At 44.4% G+C, this 21545-nt stretch carries 18 protein-coding genes; 9 read left to right on the plus strand and 9 right to left on the minus strand.

Annotation, left to right across the window (positions count from 1 at the left end; translation table 11 throughout):
• Positions 1 to 68: 68 nt before the first annotated feature.
• Positions 69 to 2780 (plus strand): bifunctional acetate--CoA ligase family protein/GNAT family N-acetyltransferase, encoded by a 2712-nt coding sequence (locus L4D12_RS02870; protein WP_428446311.1) that lies wholly within the window; start codon positions 69 to 71, stop codon positions 2778 to 2780.
• Positions 2781 to 2879: 99 nt separating this feature from the next.
• On the opposite strand, the gene L4D12_RS02875 is transcribed toward L4D12_RS02870, so the two are convergent.
• Entirely contained in the window at positions 2880 to 3770 is an 891-nt protein-coding gene (locus tag L4D12_RS02875; protein WP_428446312.1) for a LysR family transcriptional regulator, read from the minus strand.
• 317 nt (positions 3771 to 4087) lie between these two features.
• Here L4D12_RS02875 and L4D12_RS02880 point away from each other — a divergent pair, with 317 nt between their 5' ends.
• A complete protein-coding gene (locus L4D12_RS02880) occupies positions 4088 to 4447 on the plus strand; it encodes a hypothetical protein (protein WP_428446313.1) in 360 nt (119 codons plus the stop codon).
• Between the two features lie 167 nt (positions 4448 to 4614).
• On the opposite strand, the gene L4D12_RS02885 is transcribed toward L4D12_RS02880, so the two are convergent.
• Entirely contained in the window at positions 4615 to 5892 is a 1278-nt protein-coding gene (locus L4D12_RS02885) for an NRAMP family divalent metal transporter (RefSeq protein ID WP_428446314.1), read from the minus strand.
• A 350-nt stretch (positions 5893 to 6242) separates the two neighbouring features.
• Between L4D12_RS02885 and L4D12_RS02890 the strand changes: the two genes are divergently transcribed.
• The 4 genes from L4D12_RS02890 to L4D12_RS02905 all read left to right on the plus strand — a co-directional run bounded on the left by L4D12_RS02890 (position 6243) and on the right by L4D12_RS02905 (position 11529).
• The gene (locus L4D12_RS02890) at positions 6243 to 9794 is read left to right on the plus strand and encodes an intermembrane phospholipid transport protein YdbH family protein (protein ID WP_428446315.1); all 3552 of its coding nucleotides are present in this window, start codon (positions 6243 to 6245) and stop codon (positions 9792 to 9794) included.
• Between the two features lie 51 nt (positions 9795 to 9845).
• The gene (locus L4D12_RS02895) at positions 9846 to 10061 is read left to right on the plus strand and encodes a YnbE family lipoprotein (RefSeq protein ID WP_428446316.1); all 216 of its coding nucleotides are present in this window, start codon (positions 9846 to 9848) and stop codon (positions 10059 to 10061) included.
• A gap of 18 nt (positions 10062 to 10079) precedes the next feature.
• The gene (locus tag L4D12_RS02900) at positions 10080 to 10403 is read left to right on the plus strand and encodes a YdbL family probable chaperone protein (protein WP_428446317.1); all 324 of its coding nucleotides are present in this window, start codon (positions 10080 to 10082) and stop codon (positions 10401 to 10403) included.
• A 253-nt stretch (positions 10404 to 10656) separates the two neighbouring features.
• Positions 10657 to 11529, plus strand: coding sequence for a YeiH family protein (locus L4D12_RS02905; RefSeq protein ID WP_428446368.1), 873 nt, complete (start codon positions 10657 to 10659; stop codon positions 11527 to 11529).
• A 68-nt stretch (positions 11530 to 11597) separates the two neighbouring features.
• Here the strand turns inward: L4D12_RS02905 and L4D12_RS02910 are convergent, their stop codons facing one another.
• The 4 genes from L4D12_RS02910 to L4D12_RS02925 form a co-directional block, all read right to left on the minus strand.
• Complete coding sequence (locus tag L4D12_RS02910; protein WP_428446318.1) at positions 11598 to 11810, minus strand: hypothetical protein; 213 nt, start codon at positions 11808 to 11810, stop codon at positions 11598 to 11600.
• A gap of 161 nt (positions 11811 to 11971) precedes the next feature.
• Positions 11972 to 12829, minus strand: coding sequence for an alpha/beta hydrolase family protein (locus L4D12_RS02915; RefSeq protein WP_428446319.1), 858 nt, complete (start codon positions 12827 to 12829; stop codon positions 11972 to 11974).
• Between the two features lie 140 nt (positions 12830 to 12969).
• Complete coding sequence (locus tag L4D12_RS02920) at positions 12970 to 14271, minus strand: Y-family DNA polymerase (RefSeq protein ID WP_428446320.1); 1302 nt, start codon at positions 14269 to 14271, stop codon at positions 12970 to 12972.
• Positions 14272 to 14275: 4 nt separating this feature from the next.
• Positions 14276 to 14659, minus strand: a complete 384-nt coding sequence (locus tag L4D12_RS02925; RefSeq protein ID WP_428446321.1) for a LexA family protein — start codon at positions 14657 to 14659, stop codon at positions 14276 to 14278.
• Between the two features lie 329 nt (positions 14660 to 14988).
• Between L4D12_RS02925 and L4D12_RS02930 the strand changes: the two genes are divergently transcribed.
• On the plus strand, positions 14989 to 15399 hold the full coding sequence (locus L4D12_RS02930; RefSeq protein ID WP_428446322.1) for an SPOR domain-containing protein: 411 nt from the start codon (positions 14989 to 14991) through the stop codon (positions 15397 to 15399).
• Between the two features lie 80 nt (positions 15400 to 15479).
• On the opposite strand, the gene L4D12_RS02935 is transcribed toward L4D12_RS02930, so the two are convergent.
• A complete protein-coding gene (locus L4D12_RS02935) occupies positions 15480 to 16871 on the minus strand; it encodes an MATE family efflux transporter (protein WP_428446323.1) in 1392 nt (463 codons plus the stop codon).
• 145 nt (positions 16872 to 17016) lie between these two features.
• On the opposite strand from L4D12_RS02935, the gene L4D12_RS02940 reads away from it, so the two are divergent.
• Complete coding sequence (locus tag L4D12_RS02940; RefSeq protein WP_428446324.1) at positions 17017 to 17976, plus strand: LysR substrate-binding domain-containing protein; 960 nt, start codon at positions 17017 to 17019, stop codon at positions 17974 to 17976.
• Here the strand turns inward: L4D12_RS02940 and L4D12_RS02945 are convergent, their stop codons facing one another.
• On the minus strand, positions 17977 to 18909 hold the full coding sequence (locus L4D12_RS02945; protein ID WP_428446325.1) for an electron transfer flavoprotein subunit alpha/FixB family protein: 933 nt from the start codon (positions 18907 to 18909) through the stop codon (positions 17977 to 17979).
• Positions 18909 to 19667, minus strand: coding sequence for an electron transfer flavoprotein subunit beta/FixA family protein (locus L4D12_RS02950; RefSeq protein ID WP_428446326.1), 759 nt, complete (start codon positions 19665 to 19667; stop codon positions 18909 to 18911). Before L4D12_RS02950 ends, L4D12_RS02945 begins: the two co-directional genes overlap by 1 nt.
• Positions 19668 to 19870: 203 nt before the next feature.
• On the opposite strand from L4D12_RS02950, the gene L4D12_RS02955 reads away from it, so the two are divergent.
• On the plus strand, positions 19871 to 21502 hold the full coding sequence (locus L4D12_RS02955; protein ID WP_428446369.1) for an electron transfer flavoprotein-ubiquinone oxidoreductase: 1632 nt from the start codon (positions 19871 to 19873) through the stop codon (positions 21500 to 21502).
• Positions 21503 to 21545 lie beyond the last annotated feature (43 nt).

A 21545-nucleotide genomic window follows, 5' to 3' on the forward strand; every position in this document is an offset into this window, starting at 1 on the left:
CAAGATAGTCAGAAACTCGCTCTAGCATTCGTTACACTCTTGGCATTGCCCAATAAAAGAGTCGAGCCATGGACGGAATAGACAAACTTCTTAAACCGCAATCTATCACTGTAATTGGTGCGTCTAATAATCCCGAACGGGCAGGTAATGTTGTTATCCGGAATCTATTATCGGGCTGTTTTCATGGGCCAATTATGCCTGTCACGCCTAAATATGATGCCGTTGCAGGTGTTCTAGCCTATCCCACCATCGATAGCCTGCCACGAGTTCCTGATCTTGCCATTGTGTGTACAAACGCTCACCGGAACGTGGAAGTGATTCGACAATTAGGTGAAAAAGGCGTCAAAGTTGCGATCGTACTGGCTGCAGGTATGAACACCCTCTACAACAGCGATGGTACAACGAAAGAGGATCAGATATTTGCAATCGCTAAACAATACAATATGCGACTTGTCGGCCCCAATAGTATCGGGTTGATCTTACCTTGGCTTAATCTAAATGCCTCTTTTTCACCCATAGCTGCCAATAGAGGCAATATTGCCTTTATTTCTCAGTCAGCGGCGGTATGCACCACTATTCTTGATTGGGCCAAAAATAAAAACATCGGCTTCTCTACGTTTCTTTCTCTTGGGGATGCCTGTGACATCAATTTCGCTGAACTACTTGATAGACTTTGCCGCGACAGTAAAACAGAAGCTATTTTGCTCTATATTGATTCTGTAAAAGATGCACGTCGTTTTATGTCAGCAGCACGGGCTGCTGCAAGGAATCGACGTATTTTGGTGGTTAAAAGTGGCCGAACCAGAGCTGGTAGTGCTGCCGCTACCATACATACAGGCGGATCTGCGGGGCTAGATGCCGTCTATGACGCCGCAATACGACGATCGGGGATGCTCCGTGTTAATAACACCCATGAGCTATTTGCTGCAGTAGAAACACTCGCGCATTCTGTACCGCTTCGGGGTGAGCGTTTAGCCATACTGACCAATGGCGGTGGCCCTGCCATTATGGCTGTTGATGCGCTTTCCGATCGCGGCGGAAAATTGGCGCAACTCAGTGACAATACAATCGCTAAACTTGATGCTGTGCTGCCCTTTTGCTGGTCACACGCAAACCCAATCGACATTATCGGTGATGCCGATATCACCCGCTACGAACAAGCGGTCAATATTCTGCTTGATAGCGACGATTTTGATGCGCTGCTCATCATGCATTCCCCCTCTGCAATAGCGCCCGGTAACGCTACAGCAAAACGCCTTGTTGATGTACTTAACAATCATCCTAGGAGTCGGAAGTTTAATATTTTAACCAACTGGGCAGGCGAAAATGAAGCGATACGCTCGAGAAACACATTCACTGAAGCGGGTTACCCAGCTTACCGAACACCAGAAAGCGCAATATCCGCCTTCATGCACTTAGTCGAGTATCGACGCAACCAGAAACAGCTGATGGAAACCCCTGTTTCTTATGGTGAAATCCAAGCAAATCCTCGCCATGTACATGACGTCGTTAATCATTTACTGGCACAAGGCATTTGCCATCTCGAAACCCATGAAGTTCGACCGGTGCTGGAAAGCTACGGGTTTAAGACGTTACCAACCTGGATCGCTGAGGACCCAGCTGAAGCCGCCCACATAGCCGAGCAGATCGGCTACCCTGTCGCGATAAAATTACGGTCTCCAGATATTCGCCATAAATCAGAAGTACACGGTGTCTTACTCCATCTTCGTAATGCCACTGAAGTTGCCAATGGCGCGCAAGCTATTCTAGATCGTGTTTCACTTGATTATCCTCAAGCGCGTATCGATGGCTTGCTCGTTCAACGTATGGCCAAACGCGCTGGCGCACAGGAGTTAAGAGTTTCAGTTCATAACGATGCTGTTTTTGGCCCGGTGATCTTATTGGGTGAAGATGCCGCCGAATGGGACATTCACAAAGACGCAGCCGTTGCGATCCCCCCCTTAAACATGGCGCTTGCACGCTATATGGTCATCAATGCCATCAAAACCGGCAAAATTAAACAGCGTAGCTTGCCAGATCGTATTGATATACCCGCGCTGTGTAAGCTACTGGTTAAAATCTCACAGCTCATCATTGATTGTCCTGAAATCAAAGAATTTGATATCCATCCTTTACTGGCTTCAGGCAATGAGATGACCGTGATTGATGCCTCAATGACCATCGCTATATTTAAAGGCAATAAAGCTGAGCGATTAGCTATCCGACCCTATCCCAAAGAGTATGAAGAACACGTTACCCTGAAAGATGGCAGTATGATACTGCTACGCCCCATTCTGCCAGAAGATGAACCCAAGCATGCGCAATTTATTTCGCAAGTTTCAGTTGACGATCTTTATAAACGTTTTTTCTCTGACGTGGGTGAATTGAATCACGAAGCTCTCGCGAACCTCACTCAAATTGATTATGACCGTGAAATGGCCTTTGTGGCGACCCGTGAGGTAATGAATGTCTATGGCGAGTTAGAAGAATCCATTATTGGTGTCACACGCGCTCTCTCTGATCCCGATAACATCGATGCGGAATTTGCCATCCTAGTTCGTTCTGATCTCAAAGGTGTTGGACTCGGGCGAATTCTGATGAATAAGATCATCCGTTATTGCCGAGAAACGGGGCTACAACGTATTACCGGTATGACGATGCCTGCAAATCGAGGCATGATCATGCTGGCACAAAAAGTGGGCTTTGATATTGATATTCAGATGGAAGATGGTGTTGTTGAAATGCAACTCCCGTTGGAGTCAAGCCACCAGCAACCATAGCCAATGAAATCCAGCACGTACGATTCAGGACAAATAAACAGGTGAATGTCCACCTTAGCAGCCTGTTTAAATCCGTAGGGACGTGCTGGCCCACATCACCTAATAATACTTATTCCACACCTTCTCGATGTGCTCAATACACCAGCTTTTTGCTTTACCCATACTACTTCGGTTCCACGCCATAACGATCTCAATTTCGTATGCAGGCGCGTCGCCAATGACCACCAACTCGCCGGATTCTATCGCCTCTTTCGCATAGCTATATGACAAGGTCGCAATACCCAAGCCTGCTTTTAAAGCGAGGAGTTTGTCACTCATGGTGCTTACCGTCAGTAATGGTTGTTCGTCGAGAATATTGTAGGTTATTGGCGGTAGATTTCTGGCTGTATCGGCCACTGCTATCCCGCGATATTGCGTTCTAACCGCTGGGTCTAATGGATTTGCATGTTGGTGAATAGGGTGATCGGGGTGCGCAACCCACACTGTTTTAATCTTTCCAAGCGACTTAATTTTCAAATCGGTCGGTGACATATTGTGTGTGGATGCGATTAAAATATCTGCCCGATCTTGCGCTAATGCCTCCCAGCTCCCGGCTAAAATTTCCTCACGAAATCGAAGTCGTGTTTTACTTTGTTTGCCAAGCCCTTCCACTAACGGGAGGAGATGTTCAAGCTTAACCAGACCATCATAAGCGATGGTAATATCGAGTTCCCAACCATGGGCAAGCGCACTGGCATCTGAAATCATTTCATCAGCCGCCGTCAGTAATATACGGCCTCTGTCCAATAATAACCGCCCGGCTTTGGTAAACACCGCTTTATGACCAGAACGATCAAAGATCACTAAATCCAAATCTTGTTCAAGTTTTTGCACCTGATAGCTCAAAGATGACGGCGCACGACCGAGTTCTTCAGAAGCAGCAGCAAACGTACCGCGCCGATCGATAGCATCAAGTACCATCAATGCCTCAAAAGACAGTAATTTATTCACGTATTCTCCTAATCTTTGAAAGCAACATAAACGGCATAGCACGATTTATTCACATCACAGAATATCTATTCACTATAACACGTATAATCCCCGTAAAATTTCTAACTGAGATGATAAGTTAGTCATATTATTGATTAAAACAACCCACGTCTTCCCATTATATTCACATGAAATTGATCTACGCCAATATTCCTTCTTTTTCAATGCACTAGATTCAACTGAGAACGTAAAGCAAGATCAAAAATGACGCGCTTTGTATAAACAGACAACAGCAGCGTGATCATTTCAGCGAGAATGTCTTAACAAGGAATTTTGTAATGGAACACGCTTCTCGATCATTATCTCAAACGCTTACTTATCTTAAACACTGTAACTCACAACTGATGGCAAACCGAGCCGTTGTGCCAAATGCAGTCACAATACAGCGATTCAATCAGATTATCTCCATTGAGTCTATTGAACTTGAACATGCGAACAAACAGTTGTCTCACATTCAAAAAATGCTTTTTCGTGCCTTATGCGCCGTCGATGCGGGTAACACAGAAACCGTCCATCAATCCTTACTTGATGCCATTGAACTACTGAATAGTAATGTAGACATTGCGAGCCAACGACAAAAGATACGTACTGAAGAAAGAATGCAACAAGGGGTAAGTGAACCCGCTCTTGCAGGATAATTGCCTTCACCTGTTTGGCGATAATAAGGCAAATAGCACTAACAAAGAATTCTTATAATTATATCTGTAACATGGAATCTGCCGGATACACAATGATATACCAATATCGTCCTGTCTGTATCCGGCCTTTTTTTATCGAGTTATAACTTCCAGGCCACTGCTCTCACTTACATCAACCACTTCCACCAAATAAATACAGCTAAAAAACCAAATAGATAGGTTAAACCAATCCATGATAGCACTTTCATTTTCTGCGACCATTGCAATGCAGGCGGAAGATCGGTATTAGAAACCAACTGGTAATTCAGCAAAGCAAAGACAGGTGTGGTCATGAACGCAAGAATCATTGCAAAATCCAGCAATGGCATCAGTGCCGAACTAAAAAAGAGAATGATCCCCATTGCAGCAGCACTAATGAACAACATCCAAATGTTATGACAACGACGTTGACCCAGAGGTTTGTTCTGTAACAATAATTGTGACTCCGCCAATGCTCGCGCATAACCATCAATCACAGTAATTGTACTGCCAAAAATACAGAAGAAGGCCACCACTGCTATCAAATACCGCGACCACTCGCCAATGGTTGATGCATACATACTCACTAATTGATGGGAAAAACCGATCCCTGACGTTTTTAGTTCTGTACCTGAACCATGTAAAACAAGTGCGCCCAATGCCAGAAACACCACCGCAAGGATCGCCGTACCAATATAACCGACATTAAAATCAAATAACGCAGATTGCTCTGTGACTTGCTGCTCTTTTCGCTGGCTCTTTAACCACAAAGAAGTTAAACAGGAGATTTCAATGGGTGCTGGCATCCAACCCATCATGATAACGATAAAGCCAATAGAGGCAATAGACCAAGCTGAGGGTGATTGATAATCCGCAGGGGCAACACTGCCGTTCCCCGCCGCAATCATAGCGGCGGTGACGGTTGCGATAACCAATACTGCCATAATGATTTTTGATAACCCATCAAGTGCTTTATAGTGACCGGCAATTAAGATCGCCAAACAAGCAATAACAACAATACCAGACAGCACTGGTAGTGACAGCGTCACGGGAAGAAAATACCCCAGTAAACTCGCGCTAAATAGCAGTAATGCGGCGGTATTAACCACACTAGAAATCACACTCAGCGCGGTAAATACCCACAAATAGCCACGCCCCATACCATCATAACCTTGAATCAGGCTATTTCCGGTGCCCATGGTGTATTGCACACCAGCCCTGAAAAACGGGTATTTAAGCAAGTTGACTAATAAAATCACCGCAGCAAGTTGCCAGCCATATATCGCCCCTGCTTGAGTTGACGAAACAAGGTGCGAGCCCCCCACGGCAGCCGTTGCCATCATTATCCCTGGACCTAACGAGTGAATACATGCCTTAAGCCGGGATAGTTTATTGGCAGCAGGTTGTTCTGGTGTTGTGTCTGTCATGTTTTTTTCCTGTTTTTATTGTTATATCCATATTGCAGCTTCCTTTTTCTCAGTTTCAGGACTAATGATCAACCTAGCTAATTAGTACAATAAAAGGATTTTGCTAAGTAATGGCAAATATGTAGATAAATATTTCATTTTCACTACTAGCGGCGATCAGGTTGTAATGAGAACCACAGAAAAAAAACAATAAAAAATAATGACAATTCAGTCACTTTTTATCTTATCGATATTTTATGCTGAGTATTTCATGACTTTACAATCAGAATAATATCGCGCTTCGCCTACTCCTGCGGCATCAAAAACAATTGCTTTAATCGATATTTACGTCAACTTCTCAGTCAGCGTTTATGCTTAATGGTACTGCTGATGATAAATGGATAGATGCTGCTGATTATTTAATGGATAACGAATTAACGCCCTTACCCCATCAAACCAAGTCGCAACAAGCGATGCCACCGACTATCGGCCGACGCCGATATGTACGGATGTTTATGTATGGACTGATATTTTTACTTTGTCTGCTTATTATCCCAGCGATAGTATTGCCACTCTGGTTGGCATCAAAAGGGATTACTATCAATGCGATATCAGGGATCAGTCTTGGTCATAAAATGGTGATCAGTGAGTTATCTATCGCCATTAATCAAAATACCCTTACGATAAAAGACCTGACATTTGAACATTTTATTGATGAAGACAGCGCCATTTCTGATACGTCCTGGCGGCTACGCTCCCCCATTGTGGAACTTAATCTCACACCCAGTATCCAGAAAGCACTTCTGCAGCAAGATCTTTCGCTCAGCACCATCACGTTTACTGATATTCACTTCAACCTTACAGATTTATCTCCACCTTATGTTTTTAGCGCTCATACCCGTCATGCGACAGCCCGCTTTTCTCGACGTAATCAGGCGCCTTTTACCCAACAGATCGATGACTTAAATCTTATTTTAACAACCGCCCCCTATACCACTATCACGGGCGTTGCCCATCATGCAGAATTTGTCTTGTTCCTACCGCAAGATATTCATACCACCGCTTACCCCATCACGCTCAATCAAGCGCAGTTTTCCATAAGCTGGCAAGGAAACAATATTCCCCTTGCGCTGCACATTGCTCATATCCAGCCTCAGTGGCCAACTATCGACCCGCAATTTCAACAGTCAGGTCAAGACTTCACTTTAATCATGGATTTAAGCCAACCATCAACCACAATCAAGGTTTCAGGGGATAGCCTTAGTCTCGCCCAACCTCTGCACCTGCCAGAATTTATTGATAAACTCGATGATACCCACCAAGGGCTACACTTAGGGCAAGCCATTGCAAGTATGGCTCAATTACCCTTTCGAAAACTCCGCATTCGCAGCTTGACCTATGGCAACTTGATTATTCAATCTCACGTTGTGCTTGAAACCCCGAAATTTCGAATGAACAAGCCTGATAGGCAGGCGAAATTTCATTTAAAAGGTAGAGCCTTAGGGCCTGACCCTTACGATATAAATGTATTAATCAAGCATAAAGGAAAGAGCGAGGCGAAATTGTCCGCCACTCTTACAGGTCATCACGGTAATAGTTTGGATTGCCATGCACAGGTAAGCTTCTCGAGCCCACTGCCTAAATTACTTATTTGTGATACCAACCTCAAACACCCTCAGGCCCTGGCTAATAAATTTAAACTGATAGGGTTACCCCATGCCGTTCTCTTCAAACCTATTACGGTCACCGCAACGCAAACCAACCTTACGTTGAACGATCGCAATCAAAACCAACCAATTAAACAATTTCAGCACGTCGATCAGGCAAGCTATCAAATTACGGTCACGTTACCTGAAACGGTTGATATTCATTTAAATCAGTTTGCATTTACGCATCCGGCCTTAACTGCACATTCCCCCGATAGTCGGCATGATCATCACACCGCTGACAGGTCAATTTCATCACTAACTTTACAGACTGATGGCACATTGTCATTAAGCGCCGAGTACAATAATGGCATTATCAAAATCGGCTTACCCGTTAATAAAACGAGCCGTAATTACATCGAAAGATTGCGTATTGGTAGTCCTCAGTTAACTGGCGAGTTAGACATGAAACTCGCTGACGCACAATGCATATTCCCAGTATTAGCCACATCGCCAACATCGACATCAAAATCACCAAAGCCATATACAGCAACAGATAAAGCAGTCACCAAACGAGATGACAGCCCGAGTCAGTTACACTGTAACGCAAAATCACAGATCGATGTAAGATTAAATAACCTCTATCCTGTAGCGACAACCGCTCTCGACGATATTGCCCTTCATAGTGATCTTGAGGTTGATTGGTCAAATAAAGTACTAAATATGGCACTGAACAACAATACGATTACCGTTCGTCAGATGCGCTTTGATTTCGGTGAAAAATGGACTGAAGCATTGGCACACGATCTATCATTACACGCTAAACGTATACAGTTCAGCCAACCATTCAGTCCAAATTCACAACAATCTCTGGCGATTGAAGCAACGAGCACACCAGCCATAACCCTAAATGGTAAGCTATCAGCCCAACAAGTTATAAACGATGACACATCACAATCTCTTCAACAGAAACGAAACAAAAAGAGCAAATTACCCGTTCAACGGTATACTGGGCAGTTCACCCTAGTGCTTTCAGATTTCAACCTCGTGTCCGCACAACGGTCTGCCCCTATATCATCCGATCAGATAACGTCTAACAAAATATCCCCAACCCCAAAGACCTCAGGCATAAAAACCTCTGACAGTCACTTACAAACCAAACTAGAAACGAATTACCATGTTGGTCTCAAGCTCAGTCAAAACAAACAACACCTGCCAAAATTACAATCAATCGGTCAGCTTACACTCAACAACAGTATATTGGGGATTGATGGCTCACTACTTACTGCCAAGCAAACTGAACTGCTGTTATTCAGTATCGGCTACAACATTACTCAATCACAAGCTGACATTAAGTTACATCGTAACGAGGTGAAATTCACAGCTGAACAATCATTGAAGAAACATTATCTGCCTAAGATCCCCGTTCAGTACGATCTCTATACAGGAAGCATCAGCGTTGAATCCAGAATTAAATTAACCAACAATCAGTGGCATGGAAACATCGCTCTATTTACCCATAATCTAGGAGGGTACATCCATAACATACACTTTGCGGATCTCAATGTGTCCATTACCACCGCCTTCACACCAGAGGGGATCCGAACAATTCACCCTATCAGTCTGCATGCCGGGTACCTCAATGCAGGAATACTACTTGAGAACTTGTTTGCCGTGTTCGAGTTTGACACCCAAGCCCCTTTATACCTATTGCAGCGTGCCAACGCCTATCTCATGGGGGGGGCAATCAGCGTCCATAATGTGCGCACCTCACGCTTAACCGATATACCCTCGATGCCTCTCTTGGTCTATGGGATTAAGCTGGATAAACTTATCGACACTATTGACATCAGCGATATCGTAATGACAGGCACATTGGATGGCACCTTGCCTTTAGCGGTTGTCGACGGTTTGCCAGTGGTGACAAACGGCATACTTCAAGCTCGTTATCCCGGAGGGATTCTGAAGTACAAGGAAGGATCAGCCATCGATCAGAATATTGAAGCAGCGGGCAATAATAACCTTCTGGTGATCAGTAAAATTCTCAAAAACTATCACTACAACACGTTGGAGGTTGATCTAGACTACTCTAATAGTGGACAGATGAATGCGAGAGCGGCGTTCAAAGGCCATAATCCTGATATTTTATCGGGACGGCAAGTGAACTTAAACCTCAGCATACAAGAAAATATTCCAGCATTACTAAAAACATTAAGTGTGATTAACGCTTCCAAGCTGGAACGTATGTTTTTAAAGCAGATGGGTGTGGATGAGTAGCTGTATTGCGCTTATACGTTTAAACAAAAAGCCCTTTCAAGGTTGTAGCTAATGGATATTCAACTTAAGCTGTCTTACATTCCGATACTTTTGGTGATAGTGATTTCGTTACCCGTTGGTTTCATTTCTGGTTGTACCCCAACCGTTCAAGTGACCGCACCGGATAAGCCTATTGAAGTTAACTTAAATGTAAAAATTGAACATGAAATTCGCATTAAAGTTGACCAGGAAATTGATGACTTATTTAGTGACAGCGATGTCTTTTAATCTGGCAGGGAGCATGCCATGAAACGTCTACTGATATACTTCATTTTTAGCTTCATCGCTTTCAATGCGTTCGCATTAGATCTTCAGCAGGCTAAAACTCAAGGTTTGATTGGTGAAGCCAATACGGGTTTTGTTGCCGCTACCACAGCAATCCCGTCTAAAGAAGTAAGACAATTGATCATCATGGTGAACAACCAACGTAACGCAAAATTCAAAAAAATCGCCGTATCACACGGATTAAGTGTTCGGGAGGTAAGCCATCTCGCTTATAAAAAAGCGGTAGAAAAAACTCAGGCGGGCCATTATTACCAAAACTCATCCGGCAGATGGATAAAAAAATAAATGACTAGATAAAATGGGAAAAATACTGCATCTCAAGGTAATGCAATGATATATATTATTTATCATTGAACATAAGGTTAAGTCACCCTTAACCCTGGCATCAGCATATTAAACTCACATTTAACCTTTTTTCTCTTTATAATCATGGTCATCCTTTTCCTGTCTTCCACTCTCAATGACTTCTTTACATAATTTTTTGGCTAAATCTCGTAAGTCAGATTTCCTCTACTACGCAGTAGCCCTCATCTGTCTGATGCCATTTATCAGCTCCCCTATTGCCTTAGTGCTGGGTTTTGCTCTTGCAACTGTCGGCATCGTCCCCACCCAGCTTAATTTAGCCTCGATAACTAAAAAGCTATTATCCTATTCAATTATTGGTCTCGGTTTTGGGATCCATTTAGATCAAGCCATTGAGGCCAGTAAGCAAGGCTTTGGTCTGATCATTACATCCATTTTTTGTACTTTGTTGCTCGGGTATGTACTCACCAAAGCACTGCGTATCGAGCAAAAAACCGGACACTTAATCGCATCAGGTACTGCGATTTGTGGCGGCAGTGCCATTGCGGCCGTCGCCCCAGCAATCAACGCAAAAGATGAACAGATCTCTTTAGCATTAGCGACTGTCTTTGTCCTCAATGCAATAGCACTGTTTATCTTCCCGGTGATTGGGCATTTCTTCGAGATGAGCCAACACGCCTTTGGTACATGGGCTGCGATTGCGATTCATGATACATCATCGGTGGTTGGTGCTGCGGGAGCTTATGGTGATGAGGCGTTAAAAACAGCAACGACACTGAAACTGGCTCGCGCGTTGTGGATCATTCCTGTCGCGTTTCTCAGTGCATTAATGTTTAAAGGCAATAGCAAAAAAATCGGGGTTCCTTTTTTTATCGTCTTCTATTGCTTAGCGATTTTGATCGCCCATTTTTTACCGGATTTTCAGCCCGCTTATGACGCTATTTTTACTGCGTCTAAACGTCTACTGGTCGTCTGCTTATTTTTGATCGGTTCTAGCATTACCATTGGGAAGCTACGCGCTGCTGGGTTCAAACCCTTGCTGCTAGGTCTTTTACTGTGGGTCTCTATTGGTGGGAGTTCGTTGGCTTATATCTTACACACTGCGTAATGACCACCAGCGATAATAAGAAATCAAGATCTCGATAACGACTCAACGCACCGTGATGAAAACGTTCGTTACGGTGCGAGGTCAATTTTCTCTGGCGATTGCTCATTGCTTTCATTAAGCATGCTGGTTTTCCCTTTAGTGGAATGGGACGCGGTTGCTCTTCGTACCCCAAGAATCAATAGAATTAAGAATGCGAAAAAATCAAACAACGCACTGGTTAATCCCGCATTAAACGCCGACGCAATCAATAAGCCGACAACAATCCCTATCCATAAAAACATATTTCTGCCTATCAATCTTTACTAATCTGCAGTGATTATCATCTAGTTTTAGATAAACAGAAATTCACTTTATCTCTATAAAATAACCTTTTGTTATATGATTGTTAATGGACTCTCAATACACATCTTACTAGCACAACTGCTTTATAACACCGCTGAGATTACTCAAAACCATACTTATGAATAAACATCGTATAAGCCGCAAGAGAGTCATCATGGAGTAATAAATCCTGCTCATCACTATTGGGGACCAGAGCGATAGACTTCTTCATTGTCGGCAATGTTCCATATAACCGCTCGGCTAATTCAGCAGGTACATCGGCATCATCTTCCGCTGTAAGTAACAAGACTGGCCCATCAAAGGCTTGAAGAGTTTGATAATTATCCAACGCATTAAGATCATCAGCTATATCAACTTTCTGCAGCCATGCTAACTTGTTATTTTCATCCACCAGCTCTTGTACCGTTGTCACTGCCCCTTCTAATACCAGTGCCTGTACATCTTGTTGCGTTGCGATATCAGCAACCCAGAAGCTACTCATGGCAGTACCATGGATAATTAAAAATTCATCTGGATACAACTTACGGACGTAATCATAAACTGACTCTGCATCTTGTTTTAATTGCGCTAATGACGGCCATTCACCATCATTATCAATACCACGATTCTTGAAGGTAACGACATTAAGGCCAAGGAAAGCAAACTGCCCCATGATATCAATATCATTACTCTTCTCTCGATACGGTGAACCACCATAATAAACCACGGTATTTTGACTGCCTTTTACAGATAAACGCAGACCCCGACTTAGCTGACCATCTGACTGGCGGAGAGTAATTTCTTCAAGTTTATGCTGATCGGCCTCAAACCAATCGGCTTGATAATATCGGTCAAGATAAATGGGGTTACTGACTTGATAAGCCAATACGTCATCAGTATGTAATACTGTACTACACCCTGTAACAGTCAACATGATAGCACCGGGAATGGCACAACGAAAGAAAGCAGAAAGACGCATACAGTAAACCTAACCTATTGAGTAATATGAATTTAAAATACTCAGTTCCGAGCTATAACTCACCTTAAATTTATCTGTTCCTTGAGTTAGTACTATTTAATAATGACGTTGTTACATACTTTTCCATTTGTATTTAGCATTTAGCATTTAGCCACTTGCAACTCATCGATCCTCGTCGTCCACCGATTGGAGCGAAAAGCCTGTCGCATATGCCAATTTGTCGAACCAATGACTGATGCGGGCTTAATTCCATTTTTGAATCTGGCATTCATCTGATCAGTTACCACCATCAAATCACGCCGTTTCATTTCCTCCACGGCACTGGTATCGAACATATCAAACTGAAATTGATCATTATTGGCATTACTCAATTCATCTAAAATCACCCCAATTTTCTGATATTCGTAGCCTGGCCGATAAAGCTGATCAAGCTGCTCCAATGCACAATCAAGGAATTTATAACTATCTTGACTGGGACACAATAATACCCGGACACTGCTTTTATTATGCTGAGGCAAATCTTTAAACCGGTTTGTGCGTAAAAACACCCCAACCACACAAGCCTGACTGCCTTGCCGCCGCAGTTTTTCACCCGCTCGCTGACAATGAAAAGCCAGAGCCGCCCTAAGTTCATCCCGCTTACTAACCCCCGCAGCAAAACTACGACTTGATATGATCTGCTTTCGCTTTTCATCAATATCTCCAGGATTAATGCAAGCCACACCTTGTAGCTCCAATACCGTTCGCGCTAAACCCAGATTCCATAGCCGTCGCATATCAGGCGCGCTTTTTTCAGACAACTGCCATGCATTCTGAATACCACTAGTGCGTAAGCGGGTTGCCGTTTTCGCCCCTATGCCCCAAATATCCTGGATATCGCTGCGCTCAAGTAACCAATGACGGCGATGCTCAGTATCAATCTGAATCACACCTTTTACCCGCCCTTCATAGCGCTTAGCCGCCTGATTGCCCAACTTCGCTAACGTAGGGGTCGCGCCAATCCCGACCCTGACGGGTAAACCGATATGTCTAAAGATCGTTTCACGTATGTCACTACCATACTGAGTTAGTCCATCTAACTTAAATCCATCTAACCGAACAAAAGCTTCATCAATAGAATACTGCTCAACATAGGGCGAGAAATGATGAAGCTCTTCAATAAAACGCCGGCTCATATCCGCATAAAGGGTATAGTTGGAACTTCTGACTTCAACCCCCAGCCGCCGAGCTTCTCGTTCGATTTTGAACCACGGAACCCCACGCTGGATCCCCAGTGCTTTTGCCTCTTCTGATAGTGCAACACAGCAACCATCATTGTTTGATAACACTACGACGGGTTTATTCGCCAATTTAGGATCAAACAGCTGTTCGCACGCACAATAAAAGCTTTTCGCATCCACCAGCGCCCAGACTTGATCACGATAACCGTTAATTTGTGCCATTACGTCACGCCAGCAAGTTATGGATATTCCGTGTTACCACACCGAAAATTTCAGCATCTTCCGGGATCGGAAAAGGTTTAAATGCTGGATTTTCCGCTTTCAGCCACCATGCATTATCATGGCGCACCAAACGCTTACAGGTAAACTCGTCATAGATGCGCACAATCACAATACGACCAGGTACCACAGACTCTGCACGATCAACAACCAATAAATCGCCATCATAGATCCCCGCTCCCACCATCGAATCACCAGCAGCCTTGAGCATAAAAGTTGCATTAGGATTACGGATCAAATAACTATCAAGATCTAACTCCTCCTGATAACCATCCGCAGGCGAAGGGAAGCCACATCTTACCGCTTCGAGAAAAAAAGGAATCGCCGTCATTGTCTGCATACCCAAGTTAACTGTATATATGTACAGTTTAATAAAGAACCTATAGAATAGTCACTTAAGATATTCACTTTTCAAATATAAATGCACAATCTGCAATCAATCTTATGAAATATCACGCTACTGGCAGCAAATAATTACACTGTCTGACTTTAATCAGATCTCGCAATGGTTATATTTTGAACGCGAGTTGCTCTAATAACGAGCAAACAAGCCTTGACGATGTATTTATAGAATCAATCACTTACCTAAATTGATAGACTCGTCATCATAAAAATAAAAACATAGTTACATATTACAAGAACATAGAGAGGAGACATTTTATGCAAAAGATTTTTGCATTAGTTGCCGTGCTATTACTCGCGGGTTGTTCAAGCACAGATACAACGCATACTGCAAGTCAGTGTATCGGTGTCATGACGACACAAGAAGCATACGGACATTTGAATCCGAACCGCTTCACGATTCAAGTATTAGCACTGACGGAAGAACGCCAAGCCGATGTGAAGAACTATATTAATCACATCCCAGGCCAGCAGCCGATTTGGGTTAACTGGAAAAAGAGTCAGGGTAATCACTGGTATGCAGTGATCTATGGCGACTTCGCTACCAAGGAAGAAGCAAAATACATGATCGACCAATTACCCACAGAAGTACGTCAGCAAGGCCCATTTGTTCGCAGTTTCGGTGATGTACAAAATGATAAGCAAACCGAAGTATTCCGCCTTCGCTAAATCATATCTTTGAGAAATAAAAAACCGATGCGCATCAATCGCATCGGTTTTTTTTGTACGTTTGAGTATCGAAATCAAAACTAGGTTAACAGCACAGAGCTAACCTCATGGGCAGTACCGTTTGGATCTTGTCTCTGATCAATGCGACCTTCCATCTTACGCAGCTCTCGCCATAAAATGATCACCAACATAATACCCGTCGCACCAAGACCTATTCCCAAACCGGCCCATACCCCTCTTAGTCCGATCATGTGCATTAATACCCAAGCCGATGGCAGACCGATGAGCCAGTAACCAATAGCAGATGTTATCGTCGGTGACTTCACCACTTTCATCCCACGCAAAATGCTGATCGCAGCCAGTTGCCAGGCATCTACCACGAAACATAACGCGACCATGAACATCACACCAGGCAGCTCCGCAACCAACTCAGTGGCCAGCGCATCGCCTTCTACATTAAATATCGTGGTCAAAAACTCAGGTTTAACACTCACTAGCAAACCAAAAATTGCACTGGTAGCCGTTACCATCAATAAACCCAGTTTTGCATACCGTTTCACCATTTCGGGTTCCTGACGGCCCACGTGCTGACTGACCAATATTGATGCCGCCTGTGAAAAACCGAATGCGATATTCCATGATAAATTTAAACACTGCAACGCAATTTGATGAATAGCCAGTGACACTGCCCCTAACGTACCCGCTAAGAGTGCGGCAGTGGAAAATAATGCATGCTCTAACATCGTGGCGATCATAATCGGCACACCGATCGCCAGCAGTGGCAGAAGAATGCCTAACTTATATTCATTAAGCCGTTTCAAAGGATTATAACGGCGATATTTCGGACGGCTAAACACCCAATAACCGTAGCCCAACATCACAATTAAGCCCGCCAAGGCGGTGCCGTAACCTAACCCGGCTAGCCCCATATCCAAGTGGAATGCAAGAAAATAACTAAATGGTACATTCAATACAACCGTTGCCAGTGACATCACCATGATTGAGCGAGTATCGCCAAAGGCACTGACTAAACTACGCAAGACCAGCAACATCAATGTAGGGAACATCGTCCATTTCAACGCATCAACATAATGCATTGCCATCACAACGGCTTGAGGGTCTTGATTCGCTGCATGCAATAAATTAGGCAATAAGAAAAATAAAGGTTGCAATGCAAGCGTCATAATAACTGTCAGTAATATACCGCTTTTCAGTGATATACCTATTTCTACCTCACCTTTTTCAGGGGCGCTTTGTGCCTTGCCATACGAAATGGCGATTAAGTTGGCGACACAGCCAACAGTACTACCAGCAACCATAAAAATAATTGAGTATACCGCGGCCCCCAAGCCACCACCGGCGATTGCCAATATACTCATCTTTGCCATCATCCAGACATCGGTAAATACCAATAATTGGGCAACCAGCTGCGAGATAATGAGCGGCACAGCAAGGCTGATCAATTTCTTCATTTCTTGTCCTTACAAAAAGGGGATACAACATATCCGGCTAATGTAGGACTTATTAGAGTGTGATTCAAACAACATTTATAGTACCTTTGCATGCATTAAACTCATGCAAGAATACTGAATCCAGTTTGAAGAAGAGGAATCTCTAATGAAGAAAAGGCATTCTTACCTACCGTCATCGCTCAATGGCCTGAAAGTCTTTGAATCAGCAGCGCGCCATCTGAGTTTTACTCGAGCAGCACAAGAGCTAAATGTCACTCAGAGTGCCGTCAGTAGACAAATTCGCCAACTAGAAGAACATCTTGAGTTTCCGTTATTTATTCGTCACCACAGAGCACTTGAGCTCTCGGCCCCGGGAAAAGAAATCTCACAGCTGTTGACCCGCCAGTATAGCGAGCTAAATAAAAACATTAGTCAGCTTAAAAACCAACAAAATGGCAGCTTAAGAGTGAAAGTTGCAATGAGTTTTGCCGTACGCTGGCTGATCCCCCGCTTGCATTCATTCAAAGCACTCTACCCTGAATTGGATATTATTTTGCTCTCAAGTCTAGGTCACAACAATGAAGACTTTAAGCTGGAAGATGATAACTATGATATTGCCATTTATAATATGCCGAACGCATTGGTAGACCACGACCAACAACAAATTATCCGTAACGAATATCTGGCTCCGGTCTATTCTGCGCTACTGACGAAAAATGAGCAGCCAATCTCTATCAATGCGTTACTTTCCTTCCCTCGTCTGCATCCCAGCCCAGATAAGAGTGACTGGCAGACATGGCTAGATCGCAATGGACGAGGTGATCAAATCAATCAGGCAGGGCTGACATTTAATACGCTTGATATGGCACTTACCTCCTGCTTTGCCGGACAAGGTGTCGCCATTACCGATCTCATGCTGGTGGTCCATGAACTGAAACAGGGATATTTAAAACTGCCTCAACACGCAACCATTGTGACAAGCAGCAGTTGGGAGTATATCTACCAGACCACAGTTGAAAGTGACGCTGTCACTAACTTTATTGAATGGCTGGTCAATGAACAGCGAATTGAAGAAGCTGAGCTGTTAGCAATGGCTGAACAGCATGGCTGGCAGATTTTAGGGTGATCAAACAGCGTCAATCAGCTCAGGCAACAATTGAAATAAGTCACCCACCAAACCGTAATCTGCAATCTCGAAAATGGGGGCATCGGGATCAATATTAATCGCGACGATCACTTTTGCATCTTTCATTCCTGCCAGATGCTGAATAGCCCCGGAAATGCCGACGGCGATATACAGCTCTGGCGCGACGATTTTACCCGTCTGGCCTACCTGTAAATCATTTGAAACAAAACCAGCATCGACCGCAGCTCGAGAAGCGCCCACCGCGCCTCCGAGTTTATCTGCCAGTTGCTCAATCATTGCGAAATGTTCTTTGCTACCCAGGCCTCGCCCTCCCGAGACCACAACGTGTGCAGCAGAGAGCTCTGGCCGCTCACTGGGGATAGCTTCACACCCCATAAAGCACGACTGTTCATTAGCGATAACGCTATCCAAGGCAACTTGCGTCGCAACAGGATCTGGCACCATCTCAACCGCATCAAAGGCTGAACTACGAATACTGATCACCTTAATGGGATCATTTGACTTCACCCTCACTAAGGCATTACCGGCATAAATCGGACGAACAACGGTGTCTTCACTTTCTATTGTGATCACATCAGACAGCATCCCAACATCAAGCAAGGCTGCGACACGCGGCAGTAAATTCTTACCAAAGGTGGTCGATCCTGCAATGATATGAGTATAACTATCGGCAGCGTCTGCAATTAAAACCGATAGGTTCTCTGCCAATGGATACTGATAAACACCGTGATCAACCCACAATACCCGACTCACCCCTTTTGCTTTCGCCGCCGCCAAAATCACATCCGCACACTGATAACCGGCCACGAATACGTCGACGGGTTCACCCAAGCTGCAAGCCGCTCCAACCGCTTTACGCGTATCCACTGACAAGGCCTGATTATCATGTTCTGCAATCACAAGAATCGTCATTAGATCACCTTTTCATTGTTCTTCAGCTTATCCACTAATTCCTCGACCGAGTGAACCCGCACACCAGACTGACGCTCTGGAGGGGTAAAGACATCAAGGATCATTTGGTGCTGGTGAATCTCAACACCCAGTGCATCTGGCGTGACCACATCCAAAGGTTTACTTTTGGCTTTCATGATATTTGGCAGAGAGGCATAACGTGGCGTATTAAGCCGAAGATCAGTACTAATAATGGCGGGTAATGACAAGCGCAAGGTTTCTAACCCTGCATCGATCTCTCGGGTAACAGTGACACCGTCACGTTCCTCTCCATCAAAGGCGAGCTTTGAGACAAATGTGCCTTGCGGATACTGTGTTAATGCCGACAGCATTTGGGCAACCTGATTGTTATCGGTATCAATAGACTGTTTACCTAACAATACCAACTGGGGCATTTCACTTGTCATCACAGCCTGCAATAATTTGGCGACAGTTAACGGTTCAAGTTCAGAGGGAGAATCAATATGGATAGCCCGATCAGCACCTAATGCCAATGCGGTTCGTAGTTGCTCCTGACACTGAGAGTCACCGGCTGATACCACGACAACCTCATCAGCATAGCCTGCTTCACGCAACCGAATCGCTTCCTCGACCGCAATTTCACAAAAGGGATTAATGGTCATTTTTACATTACTCTTTTCAACCCCTGAGCCATCCGCTTTCACCCTGATTTTCACGTAAGGATCAATCACACGTTTTATCGCTACAAGTACTTTCACATGCATTCCCTCGTCTTCTATACCCAAGCTACCTCTAAATTGTTATTTCAGCGCATTCTGAGTCCTGCACCATGAAGTAACTGGGTATATGCCATAACTCTTTGAGCCTAGTTGAGTTTACGTTTACGTCAACTGGACTATATTTATCCATAACAGTTAAGGGTAAGGTAGCGAGCATGGCGTCTATTCAAGCAAGAGAAAGCATGGAGTTTGATGTAGTAATTGTTGGGGCCGGTCCCGCGGGCTTATCAGCAGCCTGCCGAATCATGCAGCTCGCCAAGGACCATAATCATCCGCTGTCCGTTTGTGTGGTCGAGAAAGGCGCAGAAATTGGTGCGCATATCTTGTCGGGTGCCATTTTTGAACACCATGCCCTCGATGAACTATTTCCTGACTGGGAACGCATGAATGCACCATTACACACCGCCGTCTCAAACGACAAAATGTGCTACCTAACTAACCAGTTCAATTTTTTGACCATCGATGAATCTCTCGTCCCTGACGGGATGCAAAATAGCGATAACTTTGTCATCAGCCTCGCCAACCTCTGCCGCTGGCTCGGAGAGCAAGCCGAACAACTTGGCGTGAACATATTTCCTGGTTTTCCGGCTAGCGAGATCCTCTATAACCAACAAGGGATGGTCTGTGGTGTCGCGACACAAGACATGGGCCGCGATAAAAACGGACAGCCTAAAGCCAATTTTGAACCGGGGATTGAGCTTAAAGCCAAGTACACTATTTTTGCCGAAGGGGCTCGGGGAAGCCTAGGCAAATCATTGATCGCCAACTTCAATCTGGATCACCGAAAGCAAACGCAGCATTACGCACTTGGCATCAAAGAAATCTGGGATATCCCCGCTGAGAACCACCAGCCTGGCCTCGTTATTCATGGTGTCGGATGGCCACTCAGTGAAACCGATACCCATGGCGGTAGCTTTCTCTACCATCTCGACGATAATCAAGTCGCGGTCGGTTTAATCACGGATCTTAATTACCATAACCCGTATCTCAGCCCTTTTGATGAGTTCCAGCGGTTAAAACACCATCCCCTCTACTCTCAGTACCTTAAGGGTGGAAACCGTGTTACCTATGGTGCCAAAGCCATTGCCAAAGGTGGCCTGTCATCACTGCCTCGCCAGCAATTTCCCGGAGGGGTACTGGTCGGCTGTGACGCAGGAACATTGAACATGGCAAAACTTAAAGGTAACCACACCGCAATGAAATCTGGCATGCTTGCTGCCGAAGCCATTTTTATTGAGCTATTACAAGGATATCATCAAACCACACCAGGTTATGACCAATTATTCCATGCATCGTGGCTCTATCAAGAATTATACGAATCCCGTAATGTTAGCGCTGAAATACATCGCTTTGGTGATCTCATCGGCGGAACCATCGCCACCATTGAACAGAAATGGCTAACACAAAAATTCAAATGGACTGTCAAAGACAGTCGGCCCGATCATGAATGCTTAGACCCCTTATCCCGCCACCAGCCTATTTGTTATCCAAAACCCGACGGCGTGCTGAGCTTTGATAAATATTCATCGGTTTATTTATCCGGTTCACAGCATGAAGAAGATCAGCCTTGTCATCTGTCGCTGGCTGATAAAAATATCCCGATTAAGGTACATCTGGAAAAATACGGGGAACCGAGTCAACGGTATTGTCCGGCAGGTGTCTACGAAGTGATTAAGGTAGATGGTCAGGCGGTATTTCAAATCAATGCCGCCAATTGCGTGCATTGCAAAACATGTGATATTAAAGACCCGTCACAAAACATTACTTGGTCTACGCCTGAAGGCGGCGGAGGACCACGTTATCCGAATATGTAACGGGACCAATAATTAACTCAACGTAAAACGACTGTACGTAAAA

The organism is Photobacterium nomapromontoriensis, from assembly GCF_050336815.1.
Classification (GTDB): domain Bacteria; phylum Pseudomonadota; class Gammaproteobacteria; order Enterobacterales; family Vibrionaceae; genus Photobacterium; species Photobacterium nomapromontoriensis.